Origin of the sequence: Streptomyces nodosus (genome assembly GCF_008704995.1) — a bacterium.
Taxonomy (GTDB): domain Bacteria; phylum Actinomycetota; class Actinomycetes; order Streptomycetales; family Streptomycetaceae; genus Streptomyces; species Streptomyces nodosus.
This window is the reverse complement of sequence record NZ_CP023747.1, coordinates 5909591-5925684: the sequence shown is the minus strand read 5'-3', so window position 1 is coordinate 5925684 and position 16094 is coordinate 5909591. Positions and strand designations below refer to the sequence as shown.

The following is a 16094-nucleotide window of genomic DNA, read 5'->3' as shown; positions in this document are numbered from 1 at the left end:
GCACAACTGACAAGCTGCGCATTCAATTGTTGCGCCGGGCGGCCCGGCGTGGCCGCGGACTCCTTGCCCGGCCGCGCGGTCCGGCGCCCCACCCGTGCTCGGCGGGTGGGGCGCGCACCTCGGGTCCTCAGGCCAGGGACCGCTGTCCGGCACCGTCGCCGGCGCCTTCGTCCGAACTCCCCTCGGCGCTCTCCTCCGCCGAGAGGCTGTCCATGAAGGAGCTGACGGAGAACACCGCGCGGCCGGGTCCAGGCGGGCCGTAGCCGGGGGGCGAGGCGAGCCCGAAGTCGTCCATGGTGGCGCGGTAGGCCTCCAGCAGACGGATGTGGTACTCCAGCGGCGCGCCCTGCGGGTTGGCCTTGCCGAGCGGGGTCGTCGGCTCCGGGCACCAGGTGGTGAACCGGGGGGTGATGCCGTGCGACATGAAGAAGCGCAGGCCCTCCGTGGTCGAGGCGATCGCCTCGTCGACCGTGGTGAAGCCGAAGGGCTCGGCCATCTCCACGCCCGCCACGAAGTTGGGGATCACATTGCGGGCGCCGAAGACCTCGGCCGAGTCCAGGATGCGCCGGTGCCACTCGTCACGGCCGACATAGCGCTCCTTGCCCGGGCAGTAGAGCTCGAACAGACGCCGGTCCCACACCTCGAAGTTGGGGTGGTAGATCTGCACCCCGTAGTCCTTGAACCGCTGGACGTCGTCCTTCGGCAGGGCCTGGGCGACCACCTTGCCGATCCAGCGGCCCGGGAAGCGTTCCTCGATGGCCTTGGCGTAGTGCCCGTAGAAGTCGGCCTCGTCACGGCCCGCGACCTTGGAGGTGACCGCGCCGCCGGTGAGGGTGTAGGCGGTGGACGCCTTCTGGGTGTCGTACCGGTCGATGATCTCCAGCGCCTCGAGGACCTCCTCGACGTCCTTCACCCCGGTGTAGGGACGCCCGGCCGCCTTGTGCTGGCGCCAGTTGTGGTTGATGTCGCAGTACTGGCACTCCTCCTTGGCGCCGAAGTACTGGCAGACACGGAAGACGGTGAGATAGATCAGATAACCCCACTGGATGGTCGGGGCCACCTCCATCACGGACTTCCCGTTGGACAGGGTGTGCCGGTAGTACTCCGGCATGGGCGGCACCCCGACGTCCGCGATCCGGCGCCCGTCGAGGTAGAGCCCGAGCAGCCCCTCCCCGTCGGCGGCCACCCGGTAGGGCGAGGAAGGGTTGACCCGTACGGAGACCACGGTCCGCCTCAGGTCGTAGGGGCCGCCGGTGAGGATGATCTCCTCGGGCGGGCGGCGCAGCGCGGCCTCCCCCAGCTCGGGCAGGGTGCCGTGGTCGAAGGAGAAGATGAAGTACGACTTGGGTTTGACCTCGCCGCCCTCGTTGTCGGAGAGAGCGGACGCGTCGAAGGCGACACCCCCGCGCAGCAGATCCTCCTTGAAGACGGCTTCCCGCGGTACTTGCGGAAAGCGCTCCATCAGATCCTCGACCAGTGCGGTCCGGCTGGCCATCCCTTGTCTCCTCCCGGATCGGACGTACGACTCCTCACGGTATGCCCCCGGCCGTCCGTACGCGGTGCCGGGTCCCCTAAGGGCCTGTCGTCTGGATCATGCCGGGCTCGCGGACCTGGCACCGCGCGGCCGCCGTGACCGGGAACCTGCCGCCACGCCCTGCGGGGGCACCGGGATAGGTTCCCGGTCAGACGCGTGGCTCTCGACGCCACGGGGAGGGACTGCGAGAGATGACCGAGACCGTGACCAACTGGGCGGGCAACATCACCTACGCCGCCGGGGAGCTGCACCGCCCGGGCACGCTCGACGCGCTGCGCTCCCTCGTCGCGGGCGCCGCGCGGGTGCGGGTGCTCGGCAGCGGGCACTCCTTCAACGAGATTGCCGAGCCGGGCGCCGGCGGCGTACTGCTCTCGCTGGCCGGGCTGCCCGCCGAGATCGACGTCGACCCGGCGGCCCGTACGGTGCGGGTCGGCGGGGGCGTACGGTACGCCGAGCTCGCCCGGGTGGTGCACGGCCACGGGCTGGCGCTGCACAACATGGCCTCCCTGCCGCACATCTCGGTGGCGGGCTCGGTGGCCACCGGCACCCACGGTTCGGGTGTCGCCAACGGCTCGCTCGCCTCGGCCGTACGCGAGGTGGAGCTGGTCACCGCCGACGGCTCGACCCTGCGGATCGGCCGGGGCGAGGACCGTTTCGACGGCGCCGTGACCGCGCTCGGCGCGCTGGGCGTGGTCACCGCGCTCACCCTGGACCTGGAGCCCGGCTTCGAGGTCGAACAGCATGTGTTCACCGAACTACCCCTGGAGGGGCTGGACTTCGAGACCGTGGCGGCGTCGGCGTACAGCGTGAGCCTGTTCACCGACTGGCGCGCGCCGGGCTTCCGCCAGGTCTGGCTGAAGCGGCGCACCGACCAGCCGCTGCCGGATTTCCCGTGGGCCGCGCCCGCCACCGAGGCGATGCACCCCGTGCCGGGCATGCCGGCGGTCAACTGCACCCGGCAGTTCGGCGTTCCGGGCCCCTGGCACGAGCGGCTGCCGCACTTCCGGGCGGACTTCATGCCGAGCAGCGGTGCCGAACTCCAGTCGGAGTATCTGCTGCCACGCGGGCACGCCCTGGACGCGCTGCACGCCCTGGACGCGATCCGTACGACGGTGGCGCCGGTGCTGCGGACCTGCGAGGTGCGCACGGTCGCCGCCGACGCGCAGTGGCTGAGCCCCTCCTACGGGCGGGACACCGTGGCCCTGCACTTCACCTGGATCGAGGACACGGCCGCCGTGCTGCCCGTGGTGCGGCAGGTCGAGGCGGCGCTGGACCCCTTCCAGGCCCGACCGCACTGGGGCAAGGTCTTCACCGTGCCGGCCGGGGTGCTCCGCGAGCGCTACCCCCGGCTCGACGACTTCGCGGCGCTGACCGGGGCGCTGGACCCGGAGGGCACCTTCCGCAACGCGTTCGTGCGCGAGTCCCTGGGGCTGCGCTGAGCCGGGAGGCGGCCCGGGCGGTAGGCGTGCCCGGTCCTCCCTCCCGCCCCTTGTAGGGGCTCCGGGGCGAGATTAGGATCCCGCGCGCCGGGGCGCGGGCCTCGCCGGAGGCCCGGGGGGATCGATGGCCCGGAGGGATCGGGGGAATCGGGGGACCTACCGATGAGACGCACCTCGCGCGACATTCGCACCGCGAACCGGTCCGAGGTGCTGCGCCGGATCATCGCCCGCTCGCCCGCCTCCCGGCAGGAGCTGGCCGCCGCCACCGGGCTGAGCCTGGCCACGGTCGCCACCCTGGTCGGTGAGCTGCTGGACCTCCGGATGATCACCGAGGTCGGCTACGAGGACTCGGCGGGCGGCAGGCCGCGGGGACTGGTCGCGGTCGACGCCTCGGGGGGCGTGCTGATCGGCGTCGACATCGCGGAGACCTATGTGAGGGTCGAGCTGTTCGACCTGGCGCTGACCCCGCGCGCCCGCGACGAGCAGGAGATGCGTCCCGGTGAGAACCGCCCGGAGCAGGTCGTGGCCCGGGTGGTGGCGGGCGTCGGCGCGGTGGTCGCCCGGGCGGGGGAGGCGGCCTCCCGGGTGCTGGGCATCGGGGTCGGTGTGCCCGGGCAGATCGACCGCGACCGGGGGGTGTGCGCCTACGCCGCCAACTGGGACTGGCACGAGGTGCCGCTGCTCGAGCTGCTCGCCGAGCACCTCGCCCACCCCCTGTACCTGGACAATCCGCTGCGCGCCTGCACGGTGGCCGAGCTGTGGTTCGGGGCGGCCCGGGGGCGCGAGGACGCCGTGGTCGTCAATCTGGGCACGGGGGTCGGAGCCGGGCTCGCCCTGGGCGGCGGACTGCACCGCGGGGTCAGCAACAGCGCGGGTGAGTGGGGCCATACGACGCTGGTTCCGGACGGCCGGCCGTGCCACTGCGGCAACCACGGCTGTGTGGAGGCCTATGCCGGGGCGCCCGGCATCATGCGCAGCCTGCGGGAGCTCGACCCCGGCAGCCCGCTGCTGCACCCCGAGGACCAGACCGCCACGATCGACGCCCTCGCCCGCGGGGTCGCCGCGCGGGACCCGGTCGCCCTGGAGGTCGTACGGATCACCGCGGGCCATCTCGGCACCGGCATCGCCGACCTGGTCAATCTGCTCAACCCCGAGGTGGTGGTGCTCAGCAGCTGGGTCGCGGCCACGCTCGGCGAGCCGCTGCTGGACGAGGTGCGGAAGGCCGTCGGCCGGTATGCGCTCGGCCGCCCGTTCGCGGCCACCGAGATCGTGCTGTCCCCCGTTCCCACCGACCCGGTGTGCCTGGGAGCCGCGACCTTCGCCCTGGAGGGCGCACTCCGCTCGGCCGGCCGGCGGCCCGCCCACCGCACCGCGCCGCCCGTACGCCGCAGCGCACCGTCCCCCTGACGGTGGCCGGGCCCGCTCCCCCGGCCCGTGCGAAAGGCCCCCGGGAACCGCCAGGGGTTCCGGGGGCCTTCTCAGAGTGTGGGGGCGACTCAGACCGTGGTGACGACCTGGTCGAACTCCAGGCGCGGGGAGCGCGGGAACCAGGCGTCCTCGCCCGGCTTGCCGATGTTGACGACCATCAGCGGGGTGTGGTCGTCGTCCAGGAACTCCTTGCGGACGCCCTCGAAGTCCAGGCCGGTCATCGGGCCGGCGGCGAGGCCCGCGGCACGGACGCCGATGATGAAGTACGCGGCCTGCAGGGCGGCGTTGAGGCCGGCCTGGTTCTCCCGCACCGAGCGGTCGCCGAAGACGGCGTCCTTGGCCTCGGGGAAGTGCGGGAAGAGGTACGGCAGCTCCTCGTGGAACTCGTTGTCCGCGGAGAGGATCGCGACCAGGGGGGCGGCGGCGGTCTTCGGCCGGTTGCCCTCCATCATGTGCTGGACCAGGCGCTCACGCGCCTCGGGGGAGCGGACCAGGGTGACGCGCAGCGGCGACTGGTTCATGGACGTCGGGCCGTACTTGACCAGGTCGTAGATCGCCTGGACCTGCTCGTCGGTCACCGGTTCGTCGGTGAAGGTGTTCGCCGTGCGGGCCTCGCGGAAGAGCAGATCCTGGGCGGTGGGGTCAAGAACGAGCGACATGGGGGGAACTTCCTCGAGTCGTGTGATGGATCCCGGGGGATCGACTTGCGACACCGACCCTAGACTCGGGAAGTTCAAGTTTCAACCAAGACCGGCTCCGTGGTGATCAGCTTCACAGCACAAGCCCCGGCCGCAAGGCAAGCGCGGGCCGGTCGCGGCGCCCGCTCGGACGGCGCGGTGGCACTGCCGTGCTCCGGTGACCCGGCGCACCTTCGTCCGACCCCTTGCCGAAGGGTCGGAGGAAGGTTAACGTCCCGCCCGCAACGCCCTGTGAGCCCGCTCGTGCGCGAACCGTGAAAGCCGCAGCCGTACTCGAGACAAGGACGTCAGCATGTCGGCACCGAGCAGCAGCAACCGGGACCACCGATCACCTCTGAGGGCCGCCACCGACTATGTCGAGGATGTCGCACCGGGCAGCGGAACCCTGCCGCCGCGTGCCTGGTACGCCTCCTCGGACGCCGCCTCCCTCTCCCTGAACGGCAGTTGGCGCTTCCGGCTGTCCCCGACGGCCGACGCCGAGGACGACGCGTTCGCCGGGCCCGGATTCGACGCGGGGCACTGGGCGCGGATCTCGGTGCCCGGTCACTGGGTGCTCCAGGGCCATGGAGCCCCCGCCTACACCAACCACCTCTACCCGTTCCCCGTCGACCCGCCGCGGGTGCCGACCGAGAACCCGACCGGTGACCATCTGCGCCTCTTCGACCTGCCCTCCGACTGGCCCTCGGACGGCGGGGCGGTGCTGCGCTTCGACGGGGTCGAGTCCTGCGCCCGGGTCTGGCTGAACGGCACCGACCTCGGCGAGTTCAAGGGCTCCCGGCTGCCGCACGAGTTCGCGGTGGGGCATCTGCTCAGGCCCGAGGGCAATGTGCTCGCGGTCCGGGTCCACCAGTGGTCGGCGGGCTCGTATCTGGAGGACCAGGACCAGTGGTGGCTGCCGGGCATCTTCCGGGACGTCACCCTGCTGCACCGCCCGGCGGGCTGCGCCCTCGACTTCTTCGTGCACGCCTCCTACGACCACACCGCCGGCGCGGGCACGCTGAAGGTCGACTCGGACGTGGCCGGCCGGGTCACCGTGCCCGCCCTGGGCATCGACGTCCCCACCGGTGCATCCGTGACCGTCCCCGTCGAGCCGTGGACCGCGGAGACCCCACGGCTGTACGACGGCGTCCTGGCCACCGAGGGCGAACGCGTGCCGCTGCGCATCGGCTTCCGCACGGTGGTGGTCGAGGACGGCCTGATCGAGGTCAACGGCAGGGCGATCCTCTTCAAGGGCGTCAACCGGCACGAGTGGCACCCGGAGCAGGGCCGCGCCCTGGACCGGGAGACCATGCGCGAGGACGTGCTGCTGATGAAGCGGCACAACATCAACGCCGTGCGCACCTCGCACTATCCGCCGCACCCGGCCTTCCTCGACCTCTGCGACGAACTCGGGCTCTGGGTGATCGACGAGTGCGATCTGGAGACCCATGGTTTCGTGGAGCAGTCCTGGCGCGACAACCCGGTGGACGACGAGCGCTGGACCCCGGCCCTCCTCGACCGCGCCGCCCGGATGGTCGAACGCGACAAGAACCACCCCTCGGTGGTCGTCTGGTCGCTGGGCAACGAAGCGGGCACCGGCCGCGGACTGACCGCGATGGCCGAGTGGATCCACGGCCGGGACAGCTCGCGCCTGGTGCACTACGAGGGCGACCGCGACTGCCGGGACACGGACATGTACTCGCGGATGTACGCCGTCCACGAGGAGGTCGACCGGATCGGCCGCGGTCTGGACGGCGGCCCCCTCAAGCGCCGCCGACTGCCCTTCGTCCTCTGCGAGTACGGGCACGCCATGGGCAACGGCCCCGGCGGCCTCGCCGACTACCAGCGGCTCTTCGAGACCCATGACCGCGTCCAGGGCGGCTTCGTCTGGGAGTGGATCGACCACGGCGTCAAGGACGAGCGCCATGGCTTCGCCTACGGCGGCGACTTCGGCGAGGAACTGCACGACGGGAACTTCGTCTGCGACGGACTGCTGTTCCCGGACCGCACCCCGTCCCCCGGTCTGGTCGAGTACAAGAAGGTGATCGAGCCGGTCCGCTTCGAGGCCCGGCCCCCGGCTCCTGCGGAGTACGGGGCGGGCCCCGGGACCGTGCGGATCCGCAACGCCCATGACTTCCTGGACCTCACGGCGCTCGCCTTCGAGTGGTCCTACCAGGTCGACGGCGAGACGGTCGCATCGGGCGGCCTGCCCGTGCCCAGGGCGGCACCGGGCGAGTCGGTGGAGGTGAAACTGCCCGAACCGCCCGGCACCCGGGACGGTGAGACCCAGTGGACGGTCCGTGCGCTGCTGGCGTCCGACACCGCCTGGGCGCCGAAGGGGCATCCGGTGGCCTGGGCCCAGTTCCCCGTCTCCGCCCGCCCGCCGCTCCGGGTCGCCCGGGGCGCGGCGCCCGCCCGCGGGGACGGCCGGATCACCCTCGGCCCGGGCTCCTTCGACGCCCGTACGGGGGCGCTGCTGAGCATCGGCGCGGTGGAGGTGACCGGGCCACCCCGCCTGGACGTGTGGCGGGCGCCCACCGACAACGACGACGGCGCCACCTGGCAGTCGGACGTCCGCTACGGCCTGCTGTGGCGCACCCTCGGTCTGCAGCGCATGCGCCACCGCCTGGACTCCGTGGAGACCGGCGAGGACGCCCTGACCGTACGGACCAGGGTGGCGCCCGCCGGCCGGGAGCTGGGCCTCGCCACCGTCTACCGCTGGACCTCCGACGGCGAACGGCTGCGGCTGACCGTGTCCGTCGGTCCGCAGGGCGAGTGGACGGTGCCGCTGCCACGGCTCGGGATCCGGTTCGGGCTGTCCGGCGCGGCGGACCGGGTGCGCTGGTTCGGCGGCGGCCCCGGCGAGGCGTACCCGGACACCAGGTCGGCGTCCCGGCTGGGGCGTTGGGAGTCCACGGTGGACGGCCTCCAGACGCCCTACGTCCGCCCGCAGGAGAACGGCGCCCGTGCCGACGTCCGTTGGGCGGAGATCGGCGGGCTGCGGATCGAGGGCGACCCGGAGTTCTGGCTGAGCGGCCGGCGCTGGACCAACGAGCACCTGGACGCCGCCCGCCATCTGACGGACCTCATCCCCGGTGACACGGTGTGGGTCAATCTCGACCACGCCCAGCACGGCATCGGCTCGCAGTCCTGCGGCCCGGGCCCGCTGCCGCGGTACTTCCTGTGGGCCGCGCCCGCGGAGTTCTCGTTCGTCTTCTCGGAGACCGCCGAACGCGCCTGACCCGACGGGTTCCGGCCGGCACCTCCACGGGGGTGCCGGCCGCTCCCCGGCACGGGCGGCCGTCCGGACCCGGTGTGCCACACTGCGCCCAGGAGCTCGCGGAACACGGCCGGGCGGAGATGGTCAGGAAGGTCACCAGATGGTCCGTGCGGGGCTCTCCGCGGAACGCGTCGTCGCTGCCGCCGCCGAGCTCGCGGACGAGGTCGGCTTCGAGAACGTCACGGTGTCGGCGCTGGCGCGGCGGTTCGGGGTGAAGGACGCGAGCCTGTACTCGCACATCAAGAACCTCCAGGACCTCCGCACCCGGCTCGCCCTCCACGCCGGCGCCGAGCTGATCGAGCAGATCGCCGCGGCCGTCGCCGGACGGGCGGGCAAGGACGCGCTGGCCGCCTTCGCGGGGGCCTACCGGACGTACGCGTGCCGGCATCCCGGCCGGTACGCGGCCACCCAGATCCGTGTCGACCAGTCCCTGGTGGCCGACTCCCCCGCCCTGCGCCGCACCGCCGAGATCACCTACGGCATGCTCCGCGCCTACGGTCTGGAGGAGCCCGACCTCACCGATGCCGTACGCCTGCTGCGCAGCACCTTCCACGGCTACTGCACCATCGAGTCCATGGGCGGCTTCGGCGCGCCCCGCGATGTCGAGGCGTCCTGGGACAAGGCGGTCGAGGCCCTGCACGGGGCACTGGAGCACTGGCCCCGCGAGAAGAAGAAGGACGACGGCTGACGCCTCGTCCGGCCGACGCGGCCCAGACCTGGGGCGCCCCGGTTCCGGTCGGAACGCCCCAGGGGACTGGGCGGGAGGCGGATACCGCGTTCATGTGTATGGACGCCGTTCCGCTTCCTGTTGTACGCCCGCATTCAACCAAGGACGGGGGGTCGGTGTCATCACCATCGGTCAACCATGCTCCTGCACGGTATGCCGGAGCCCGGCGTGTCATGTCCCGTGTGTCCGTCACCACCGAGGGGGACTAGCGTCGAGGCATGACCAGCGCTGCCGCCCCCTCCTTCGCCGGGGCCCTCTCCGCCGGGACGCTCGTGCTCGACGGCGGTATGTCGAATCAGCTCGAGTCGGCCGGACACGACCTGAGTGACGAACTGTGGTCGGCGCGGCTGCTCGCGGAGCGGCCGGAGGCGATCACCGAGGCACATCTCGGGTACTTCCTGGCGGGCGCGGATGTGGCGATCACCGCCAGTTACCAGGCGACGTTCGAGAGCTTCGCGCGGCGCGGCATCGACCGGGAGCGGGCCGCCGGGCTGCTCGCCCTGAGCGTCGGCCTGGCCCGTGAGGCGGCCCGGCGGGCGCGCACCGGGGGTGTCGTCGGACGGCCGTTGTGGGTGGCGGCGTCCGTGGGCCCGTACGGGGCGATGCTCGCGGACGGCTCCGAGTACCGGGGCCGCTACGGCCTCACGGTCGCCGAGCTGGAGGCCTTCCACCGGCCGCGCCTGGAGGTGCTGGCCGCGGCGGGCCCCGATGTGCTGGCCCTGGAGACGGTCCCCGACACGGAGGAGGCGGCGGCCCTGCTGCGGGCGGTGCGCGGGCTCGGCGTCCCGGCCTGGCTGTCGTACAGCGTCTCCGGCGACCGTACGCGCGCCGGGCAGCCGCTGGAGGAGGCGTTCGCCCTGGCCGCCGACGCGGAGGAGGTGATCGCGGTGGGCGTGAACTGCTGCGCCCCCGAGGACGTGGACGCCGCGATCGCGACGGCGGCCCGGGTGACGGGCAAGCCGGTGGTGGTCTACCCGAACAGCGGTGAGGCCTGGGACGCCGGGGCCCGCACCTGGGACGGCCGCGGCACCTTCACCGCCGACCGGGTCACCGGCTGGTACGCGGCCGGGGCACGGCTGGTCGGGGGCTGCTGCCGGGTGGGCCCGGAGGCCGTCACCGCCGTCGCCCGGGCACTGCGCCCACCGTCGGCCACCGCCCGCTGACAGCTTCCGCCCGGGGCGGCCGGGGTCAGGGCTGGGTCGTGGCGACCTTCAGTCCGAACCCGATCAGGACGACGCCGGTGACACGGTCCATGCCTCTGCGGACGGCGGGCTTCTCGAAGACCGCACGGGCCTTGGCCAGCAGCAGCGCATAGCCGCCGAGCCATCCGGCGGTCAGCACCGCGTGGACGAGGACCAGCAGTGCCATGCCGGTGTGGGGCGAGAGCCCGGACGGGGCCAGCGTCGGCAGCAGACCGGTGTAGAAGACGGCCATCTTGGGATTGAAGAGGTTGCTGACCAGGCCGGTCCGCCAGGGGTTGCCGACGGGCGCGGCGGCGGCCGTGGCCTCGGTCACCGCCGCCGTGCGCCTGCTCCTGAGGAGCGTCTGGACGCCGAGGAAGACCAGGTAGGCCGCTCCGACCAGCTTGACCACGGTGTACGCGGTGGCGGAGGCGGCCAGGACCGCGGCCAGACCCGCGACCGCGAGGACACCCCAGACCAGCAGTCCCGCGGTGATTCCGCCGACCGTCCGCAATCCGTCCCGCCAGCCGGAGGACACGGCCCGTTTGGTCACCACGGCCATGTCCGGTCCGGGCACCACGGTCAGTACGGCGAGCACCCCGGCCGCAGCGAGGAACTGTATGAGCATGCCCTCAGTCTCACATCGCGCCGCATCGCGGGGGAACGGCCCGGCGCCCCGGTACAAGGCTTTCCGAAGGGCCGCCGCCGTCGCCCGTGGGCGCCGCCGGGACGCACCCGGTCGTTCACCCGGCGTCGCCGCGACGGCGCTCGCCTCCCGGCCGCCGCAGTCGCCGTACCGCCGAGAAGGGCCTGGTACCGCGCAGCAGCGTGCCGCTTCCGGCGCCCGGTGCCCGGGTGGGCTGCGGCTGGGTGGCTGTCGCCTCCCACAGCGCCATCTCCGGGTCGCGCGGCCCATGGGCGACCGGGTCCCCGTCACCGCCGAAGACCCGTACCGGGTGGCGGGCGTCCCAGGCGGGCCAGCCCGGGTCGCCGTCCGTCGCGAAACGCACCCAGGCGGTGTGCATCTCGCGGGCGAGCTCGCGGGGCGCGTCGGGCCCGGCCATCCTGGCCGCGTCCGGCACCTCGGCGCTGTCGAAGACGAAGCCCAGCTCCAGGGCGTGGCAGGCGCCGAGGCCGGGGAGGCCGGAGCGCCAGCCGAACTCATAGAGGTGGGAGGGCGCCCGGCCCTCGCTCGCTCGGGAGTCGGCCAGCCGGTGCAGCGGGAAGCGGAGCAGATGGTCGGTGACCATCTGGCCCAGCAGTTCGGAGACGGGGGCGTCCGGGTGGGCGTTGCGGTAGCCGCGCGGGACGTCGGGGCCGCAGTGGCAGCGGGCCATCGCACCGGCCATGGCGACCGCGCCCAGCCGGTCGATGCGCTCGGTCAGCCCGCCGGGCGCCAGCCACAGCAGATGCTCCTCGCTGGTCCATCCCATGAGCAGGGGGATGTCCCCGGCGTCCCCGTCGAGCAGCGCCTCCAAGGGGTCTCGGGGCACCAGATCGCCGTCGACGACGATCCCGAAGGCGGGTCCGCCGAGGATCGGGCTGGCCCGTCGGCCCACCTCCGCCTGGGTCTCGGCCAGCAGCGCGCGGTCCACCGCGGCGAACGCGGCCGCCGTCGCCGGCACCTTCAGCCGGGTGGCCATCCGGCGCACCAGGCGCCGTACCCGGTCCCGGTCCGTGGACTGCGGCGGCCCGCTCTGCAGCACCGCCCGCCGGAACAGCCCCCGGGCGCGGGGCGCGGCCAGCAGGGCTCCGATGCTGATCGCGCCCGCCGACTGGCCGAAGACGGTCACCCGGTCCGGGTCCCCGCCGAACGCGGCGATCGCCTCGTGCACCCACTCCAGCGCGGCGAGCTGATCGCGCAGCCCGGGGTTGGCCGGGACGTCCGGGAACAGTCCGTAGCCCTCCACACCCAGGCGGTAGTTGAAGGTGACCAGAACGACGCCGTCCCGGGCGAAGGCGCCGCCGTCGTAGACGGGTACGGCGGAGGAGCCGCGGGTCAGGGCGCCACCGTGGATCCACACCAGGACCGGGAGCCGGGCGCCGGGGCTCGGCTCGGGCGTCCACACATTGAGGTTGAGGCAGTCGTCCCCGGGGACCACCGGGTCGGCCAGATAGCGGGCGAACGCCTCCGAGTAGGGCGGCTTGGGCGGCGTCGGCCCGAAGGCGCCCGCGTCCCGCACCCCGTCCCAGGGCTGCGGCGGCACGGGCGGGCGGAAGCGGTGCGGGCCGAAGGGCGCGGCGGCATAGGGGATGCCCCGGAAGACGGCGACTCCTCGCTCATGGCGACCGCGCACGGCTCCGTAGGGGGTGCGGACCACGGGGTCCGGCAGGTCCGGTCTCGCCGCTTCACCGGTCGTCTCGTCGGTACGGTCCAGGTCCATCAGGCCCTCTCCTCACCGCTGGGGGACATCCCGCCTCAGCGCATCACATCAGCGCCCCCACCCACGGGACGGCCCGCCGAAGGCCGACGGACCGCATGTCCCGCCGCACGGTCCACGTCCACCGGAGACAACCGCCGTCGCCTCCGATGTCCGCATAGGCTCAACGCGGCACGGGCCCGGAGAATGCCCGCCGTGCGAGTGCCGGGGAATCACGCCGCCCGGGCGGCCCAGCGGACGGCGCCGAGGAGATGGGCGCGGAAGGCCGGGTCCTGATAGGCCTCACAGGAGTGTCCGAGGGCGGTGTAGAAGACCCGGCCCGCGCCCCGCTCGTGACACCACACCAGCGGGTGGTCCTCGCCCATCCCGCCGCCCTGGTACGAGGATTCGTCCGCAGCGGCGAGCACCCGCACCGAACCGCGGGGGCTGGCCCGGAAGTCGTACCACTCGTCGGTGAACTCCCAGACGGCCGGCAGATGCCCGGTCGCCGGATGGTCCCGGTCCTCGACGACCGCCTTGCCCGGCTGAAGGTCGGGGTGCCGGGCGAACCGGGCCCCCAGCAGCTCTCCGTAGTACGGCCAGTCGTACTCGGTGCAGGCCGCCGCGTGCACCCCGACGAAGCCGCCGCCGCCCCGGGTGTACTCCGTCAGCCGCTCGCGGCCCGCCGGGGTCAGCACCTCGCCGCTGGTGGAGAGGAAGACGACCGCCGCATACCCGTCCAGGGGCGATTCGAAGGCCCCGGGGTCCTCGGTGGCGTCGACCTCGAAGCCGTGGGCGGCCCCGAGGGCACGGACGGCGGCGACGGCGTCCGGGATGGAGTCGTGCCGGTAATCGGTGGTACGGGTGTACACGAGGATGCGGAAGGCCATGGCCCGAGCCTAGGACCGCCGTCAAGCAGTCGTTCTGCGGTCCGTGCGCTGTCCGATTCGTTCAAGACCCGGTGTCGGCCGCCTGCCTACGGTGGCCGTATGACTCCTCGATTCGACATGATCGGCCTGGTCGTCTCCGATCCGGCCGCCTCCCTCGCCTTCTACCGCCGCCTCGGCCTCGTCTTCCCCGAGGGCGCCGAGGACCTCCCGCATGTCGAGACGGCTCTGCCCGGTGGGGCGCGGCTGGCCCTGGACACCGAGGACACCGTCCGTGCGTACCACCCGGGGTGGCGGGCGCCGGACGGTGGCGGCCGGGTCTCGCTCGCCTTCCGCTGCGACTCCCCCGCCGAGGTGGACGGCGTCTACGAGGACCTGGTGGGCGCCGGGTACCACGGCGAGCTGAAGCCCTGGGACGCGGTGTGGGGCATGCGGTACGCGGTCGTGCACGACCCGGACGGCAACGCCGTGGACCTCTTCGCGGACCTGACGGGCTGACCGGGCCCCAGGCCATGCCACGGGCCGGCCGGATCCAACGGATCAACCGGATCTAACGGCCGGTCTCGTCGCGGGCCAGCAGGGCTCCCAGCGGCATCCCCGTCAGCCGGCGTACGTCCCGGGACAGATGGGCCTGGTCGGCGAAGCCCGCACGGGCCGCTGTCTCGGCGAAGGGCACCCCGGACCGTGCCAGCGCCAGCGCCCGCTGCAACCGCAGCACCCGGGCCAGCGTCTTGGGGCCGTACCCGAACGCGGCGAGCGAACGGCGGTGCAACCGGCGCGCCCCGAGGCCCAGGGCGTCGGCGGTGGCGGCGACCGGGCGCCCCGCCTCCAGGGCCTCGACCAGCGCGCCGAGCAGCGGGTCGGGGGCCGCTGACCGCGCGGCCCCGTCCAGCGCGATCTCCTCCAGCGCCCGCGCGGGATCGGCGGCCGCGTCCACCCGTGCGGTCAGCCGGCGCACCTCGGCGGCCGGCCACAGGTCGGCCAGCTCCACCCGGCGGTCGCGCAGTTCGTACGCCGGGACGCCCAGGAAGGCGGGTGCGGTGCCGGGGCGGAAGCGGACGCCCGCCCAGCGCGCCGGAGACCCTCCGGGGCGGAAGGCGCGGGTGTCCGGGCCGGCGACGAGCAGGGTGCCCTCGGTCCACAGCAGATCCATGCAGCCGTCGGGCAGGACGAGCGGCCCGGTGGCGTCGGAGGGTGCCCGGGTCCAGACGACCGCACCCGTGAGCCGGGACGCCCGCTCGGCGTACCCGGGAGACGGGAAGGCTCCCTCGACGGCCATGTGCGCCAGCGTACGCGCCCGCCCCGCCGCCCCGAGGTCTCCTCAGTCCCCCGAGCTCCCGCCCTTGTGCTGGGGGTGCAGGCTGCGCGCATGGGCCCGCAGCCGGGAGGTGACGTCCTCCGGGGGCAGGAAGCGGGACCATCGCTCCGGGAACTCGGACGGCATGTCGGGGTCGTCCGGGTCGTCGGGCTCGTCCCCGCGGGCCGCGGCGGCGCGGGCCGCGTACTCCGCCGCCTGTTCCTCCCGCAGCCGCTCATTGGCCTCGCGGGCCGCCGCCGTGCCCTCGGCCGGCCACACCCGGTCGATCGCCGCATTGACGGCCGCGCCGACCAGGACCGCGAAGGCGGACACACCGATCCACAGGAGCACGGCCACCGGTGCGGCCAGCGAACCGTAGATCGTCGGCCCCTCGATGGTGTGGGTCAGATAGATCCGCAGCAGGAAGCTGCCCAGCACCCACATCGCCAGGGCCACCAGCGCGCCCGGCACGTCCTCCACCCAGGGTGACCGCACCGGCACGGAGACATGGTAGAGCGTTGTCAGGAACACGACCGACAGCACGATGACCACCGGCCAGTACAGGACCTGCACCACCGTGGTCGACCAGGGCACCACGCTCACCACCGCGTCGGGGCCCGCCACCATCAGCGGCAGCGCGACCGAGCCGATCAGCAGCGCCACCACGAAGAGCACGAACGCCAGCAGCCGGGTCCTGACGATGCCCCGGGTGCCGTCGAGCCCGTACATCACGGTGATCGTGTCGATGAAGACGTTCACGGCGCGCGACCCCGACCACAGGGCGAACAGGAAGCCGATCGAGATGACGTCGGGGCGTCCGCCCTTCATCACGTCGTGCAGGATCGGCTGGGCGATCTCCTTGACGCCCTTGTCGGACAGCACCGTGCGGGAGGCCTCCAGGATGTTGTTCTCCAGGCTGTGGATGGTGTCGGCGCCCGTCCAGGCGTCGACATAGCCCAGCAGCCCGATGAGGCTCAGCAGCAGCGGAGGCACGGACAGCAGCGTGAAGAACGCCGCCTCGGCCGCCAGCCCGAGGATCCGGTACTCCATGCACGAGTCGACCGTGTCCTTCAGCAGCAACCAGGCGGTTTTGCGCATGGAGACATTGCGGTAGAGGGCGCGTGCCCGGTGGAGCCGACCTGCCGGGCGCTCGGGGTTCTCTCTTGCTGCTGACTGCACGCCTCAACGGTATCCGCCACCCGGGCCCGCTCTCACCCCCTGCCGGAGACGGGTTTCCAGTTCGGGGGCACGCCCCGGGGGCGGGACGGGTGACCGGCGGCGTAC

Annotated in this window: 13 protein-coding genes; 6 read left to right on the top strand and 7 right to left on the bottom strand. The window is 73.2% G+C overall.

Annotated elements, in window-relative coordinates; translation table 11 throughout:
• Window positions 1-127 precede the first annotated feature (127 nt).
• A complete protein-coding gene (locus CP978_RS26630) occupies window positions 128-1495 on the bottom strand; it encodes a radical SAM protein (RefSeq protein WP_043444943.1) in 1368 nt (455 codons plus the stop codon).
• 230 nt (window positions 1496-1725) lie between these two features.
• On the opposite strand from CP978_RS26630, the gene CP978_RS26625 reads away from it, so the two are divergent.
• Together CP978_RS26625 and CP978_RS26620 are read left to right on the top strand one after the other, a co-directional pair.
• Window positions 1726-2973: a D-arabinono-1,4-lactone oxidase gene (locus tag CP978_RS26625; protein WP_043444941.1), complete on the top strand. Its 1248-nt coding sequence runs from the start codon at window positions 1726-1728 to the stop codon at window positions 2971-2973.
• A gap of 162 nt (window positions 2974-3135) precedes the next feature.
• Window positions 3136-4380 carry an ROK family protein gene (locus CP978_RS26620; protein WP_043444939.1) on the top strand — a complete coding sequence of 415 codons (1245 nt, stop codon included), beginning with the start codon at window positions 3136-3138 and terminating at the stop codon, window positions 4378-4380.
• 89 nt (window positions 4381-4469) lie between these two features.
• Here CP978_RS26620 and CP978_RS26615 read toward each other — a convergent pair whose 3' ends face one another.
• A complete protein-coding gene (locus CP978_RS26615) occupies window positions 4470-5060 on the bottom strand; it encodes a malonic semialdehyde reductase (RefSeq protein WP_043444938.1) in 591 nt (196 codons plus the stop codon).
• Between the two features lie 331 nt (window positions 5061-5391).
• On the opposite strand from CP978_RS26615, the gene CP978_RS26610 reads away from it, so the two are divergent.
• The 3 genes from CP978_RS26610 to mmuM all read left to right on the top strand — a co-directional run bounded on the left by CP978_RS26610 (window position 5392) and on the right by mmuM (window position 10248).
• Window positions 5392-8319 (top strand): glycoside hydrolase family 2 TIM barrel-domain containing protein, encoded by a 2928-nt coding sequence (locus CP978_RS26610; protein ID WP_052454296.1) that lies wholly within the window; start codon window positions 5392-5394, stop codon window positions 8317-8319.
• A 139-nt stretch (window positions 8320-8458) separates the two neighbouring features.
• Window positions 8459-9046, top strand: a complete 588-nt coding sequence (locus CP978_RS26605) for a TetR-like C-terminal domain-containing protein (protein WP_043444937.1) — start codon at window positions 8459-8461, stop codon at window positions 9044-9046.
• 257 nt (window positions 9047-9303) lie between these two features.
• Entirely contained in the window at window positions 9304-10248 is a 945-nt protein-coding gene (gene mmuM / locus CP978_RS26600; RefSeq protein WP_043444936.1) for a homocysteine S-methyltransferase, read from the top strand.
• 25 nt (window positions 10249-10273) lie between these two features.
• On the opposite strand, the gene CP978_RS26595 is transcribed toward mmuM, so the two are convergent.
• The 3 genes from CP978_RS26595 to CP978_RS26585 form a co-directional block, all read right to left on the bottom strand.
• Entirely contained in the window at window positions 10274-10894 is a 621-nt protein-coding gene (locus CP978_RS26595; RefSeq protein WP_043444934.1) for a LysE family translocator, read from the bottom strand.
• 115 nt (window positions 10895-11009) lie between these two features.
• The gene (locus tag CP978_RS26590) at window positions 11010-12650 is read right to left on the bottom strand and encodes a carboxylesterase/lipase family protein (protein ID WP_174498684.1); all 1641 of its coding nucleotides are present in this window, start codon (window positions 12648-12650) and stop codon (window positions 11010-11012) included.
• 209 nt (window positions 12651-12859) lie between these two features.
• Complete coding sequence (locus CP978_RS26585) at window positions 12860-13516, bottom strand: ThuA domain-containing protein (RefSeq protein WP_043444932.1); 657 nt, start codon at window positions 13514-13516, stop codon at window positions 12860-12862.
• A 99-nt stretch (window positions 13517-13615) separates the two neighbouring features.
• Between CP978_RS26585 and CP978_RS26580 the strand changes: the two genes are divergently transcribed.
• Window positions 13616-14011: a VOC family protein gene (locus CP978_RS26580; protein ID WP_043444930.1), complete on the top strand. Its 396-nt coding sequence runs from the start codon at window positions 13616-13618 to the stop codon at window positions 14009-14011.
• A 52-nt stretch (window positions 14012-14063) separates the two neighbouring features.
• Here the strand turns inward: CP978_RS26580 and CP978_RS26575 are convergent, their stop codons facing one another.
• Together CP978_RS26575 and CP978_RS26570 are read right to left on the bottom strand one after the other, a co-directional pair.
• Complete coding sequence (locus CP978_RS26575; RefSeq protein ID WP_043444928.1) at window positions 14064-14792, bottom strand: helix-turn-helix transcriptional regulator; 729 nt, start codon at window positions 14790-14792, stop codon at window positions 14064-14066.
• A 42-nt stretch (window positions 14793-14834) separates the two neighbouring features.
• Window positions 14835-15989: a YihY/virulence factor BrkB family protein gene (locus CP978_RS26570; RefSeq protein WP_079162328.1), complete on the bottom strand. Its 1155-nt coding sequence runs from the start codon at window positions 15987-15989 to the stop codon at window positions 14835-14837.
• Between the last annotated feature and the right edge of the window lie 105 nt (window positions 15990-16094).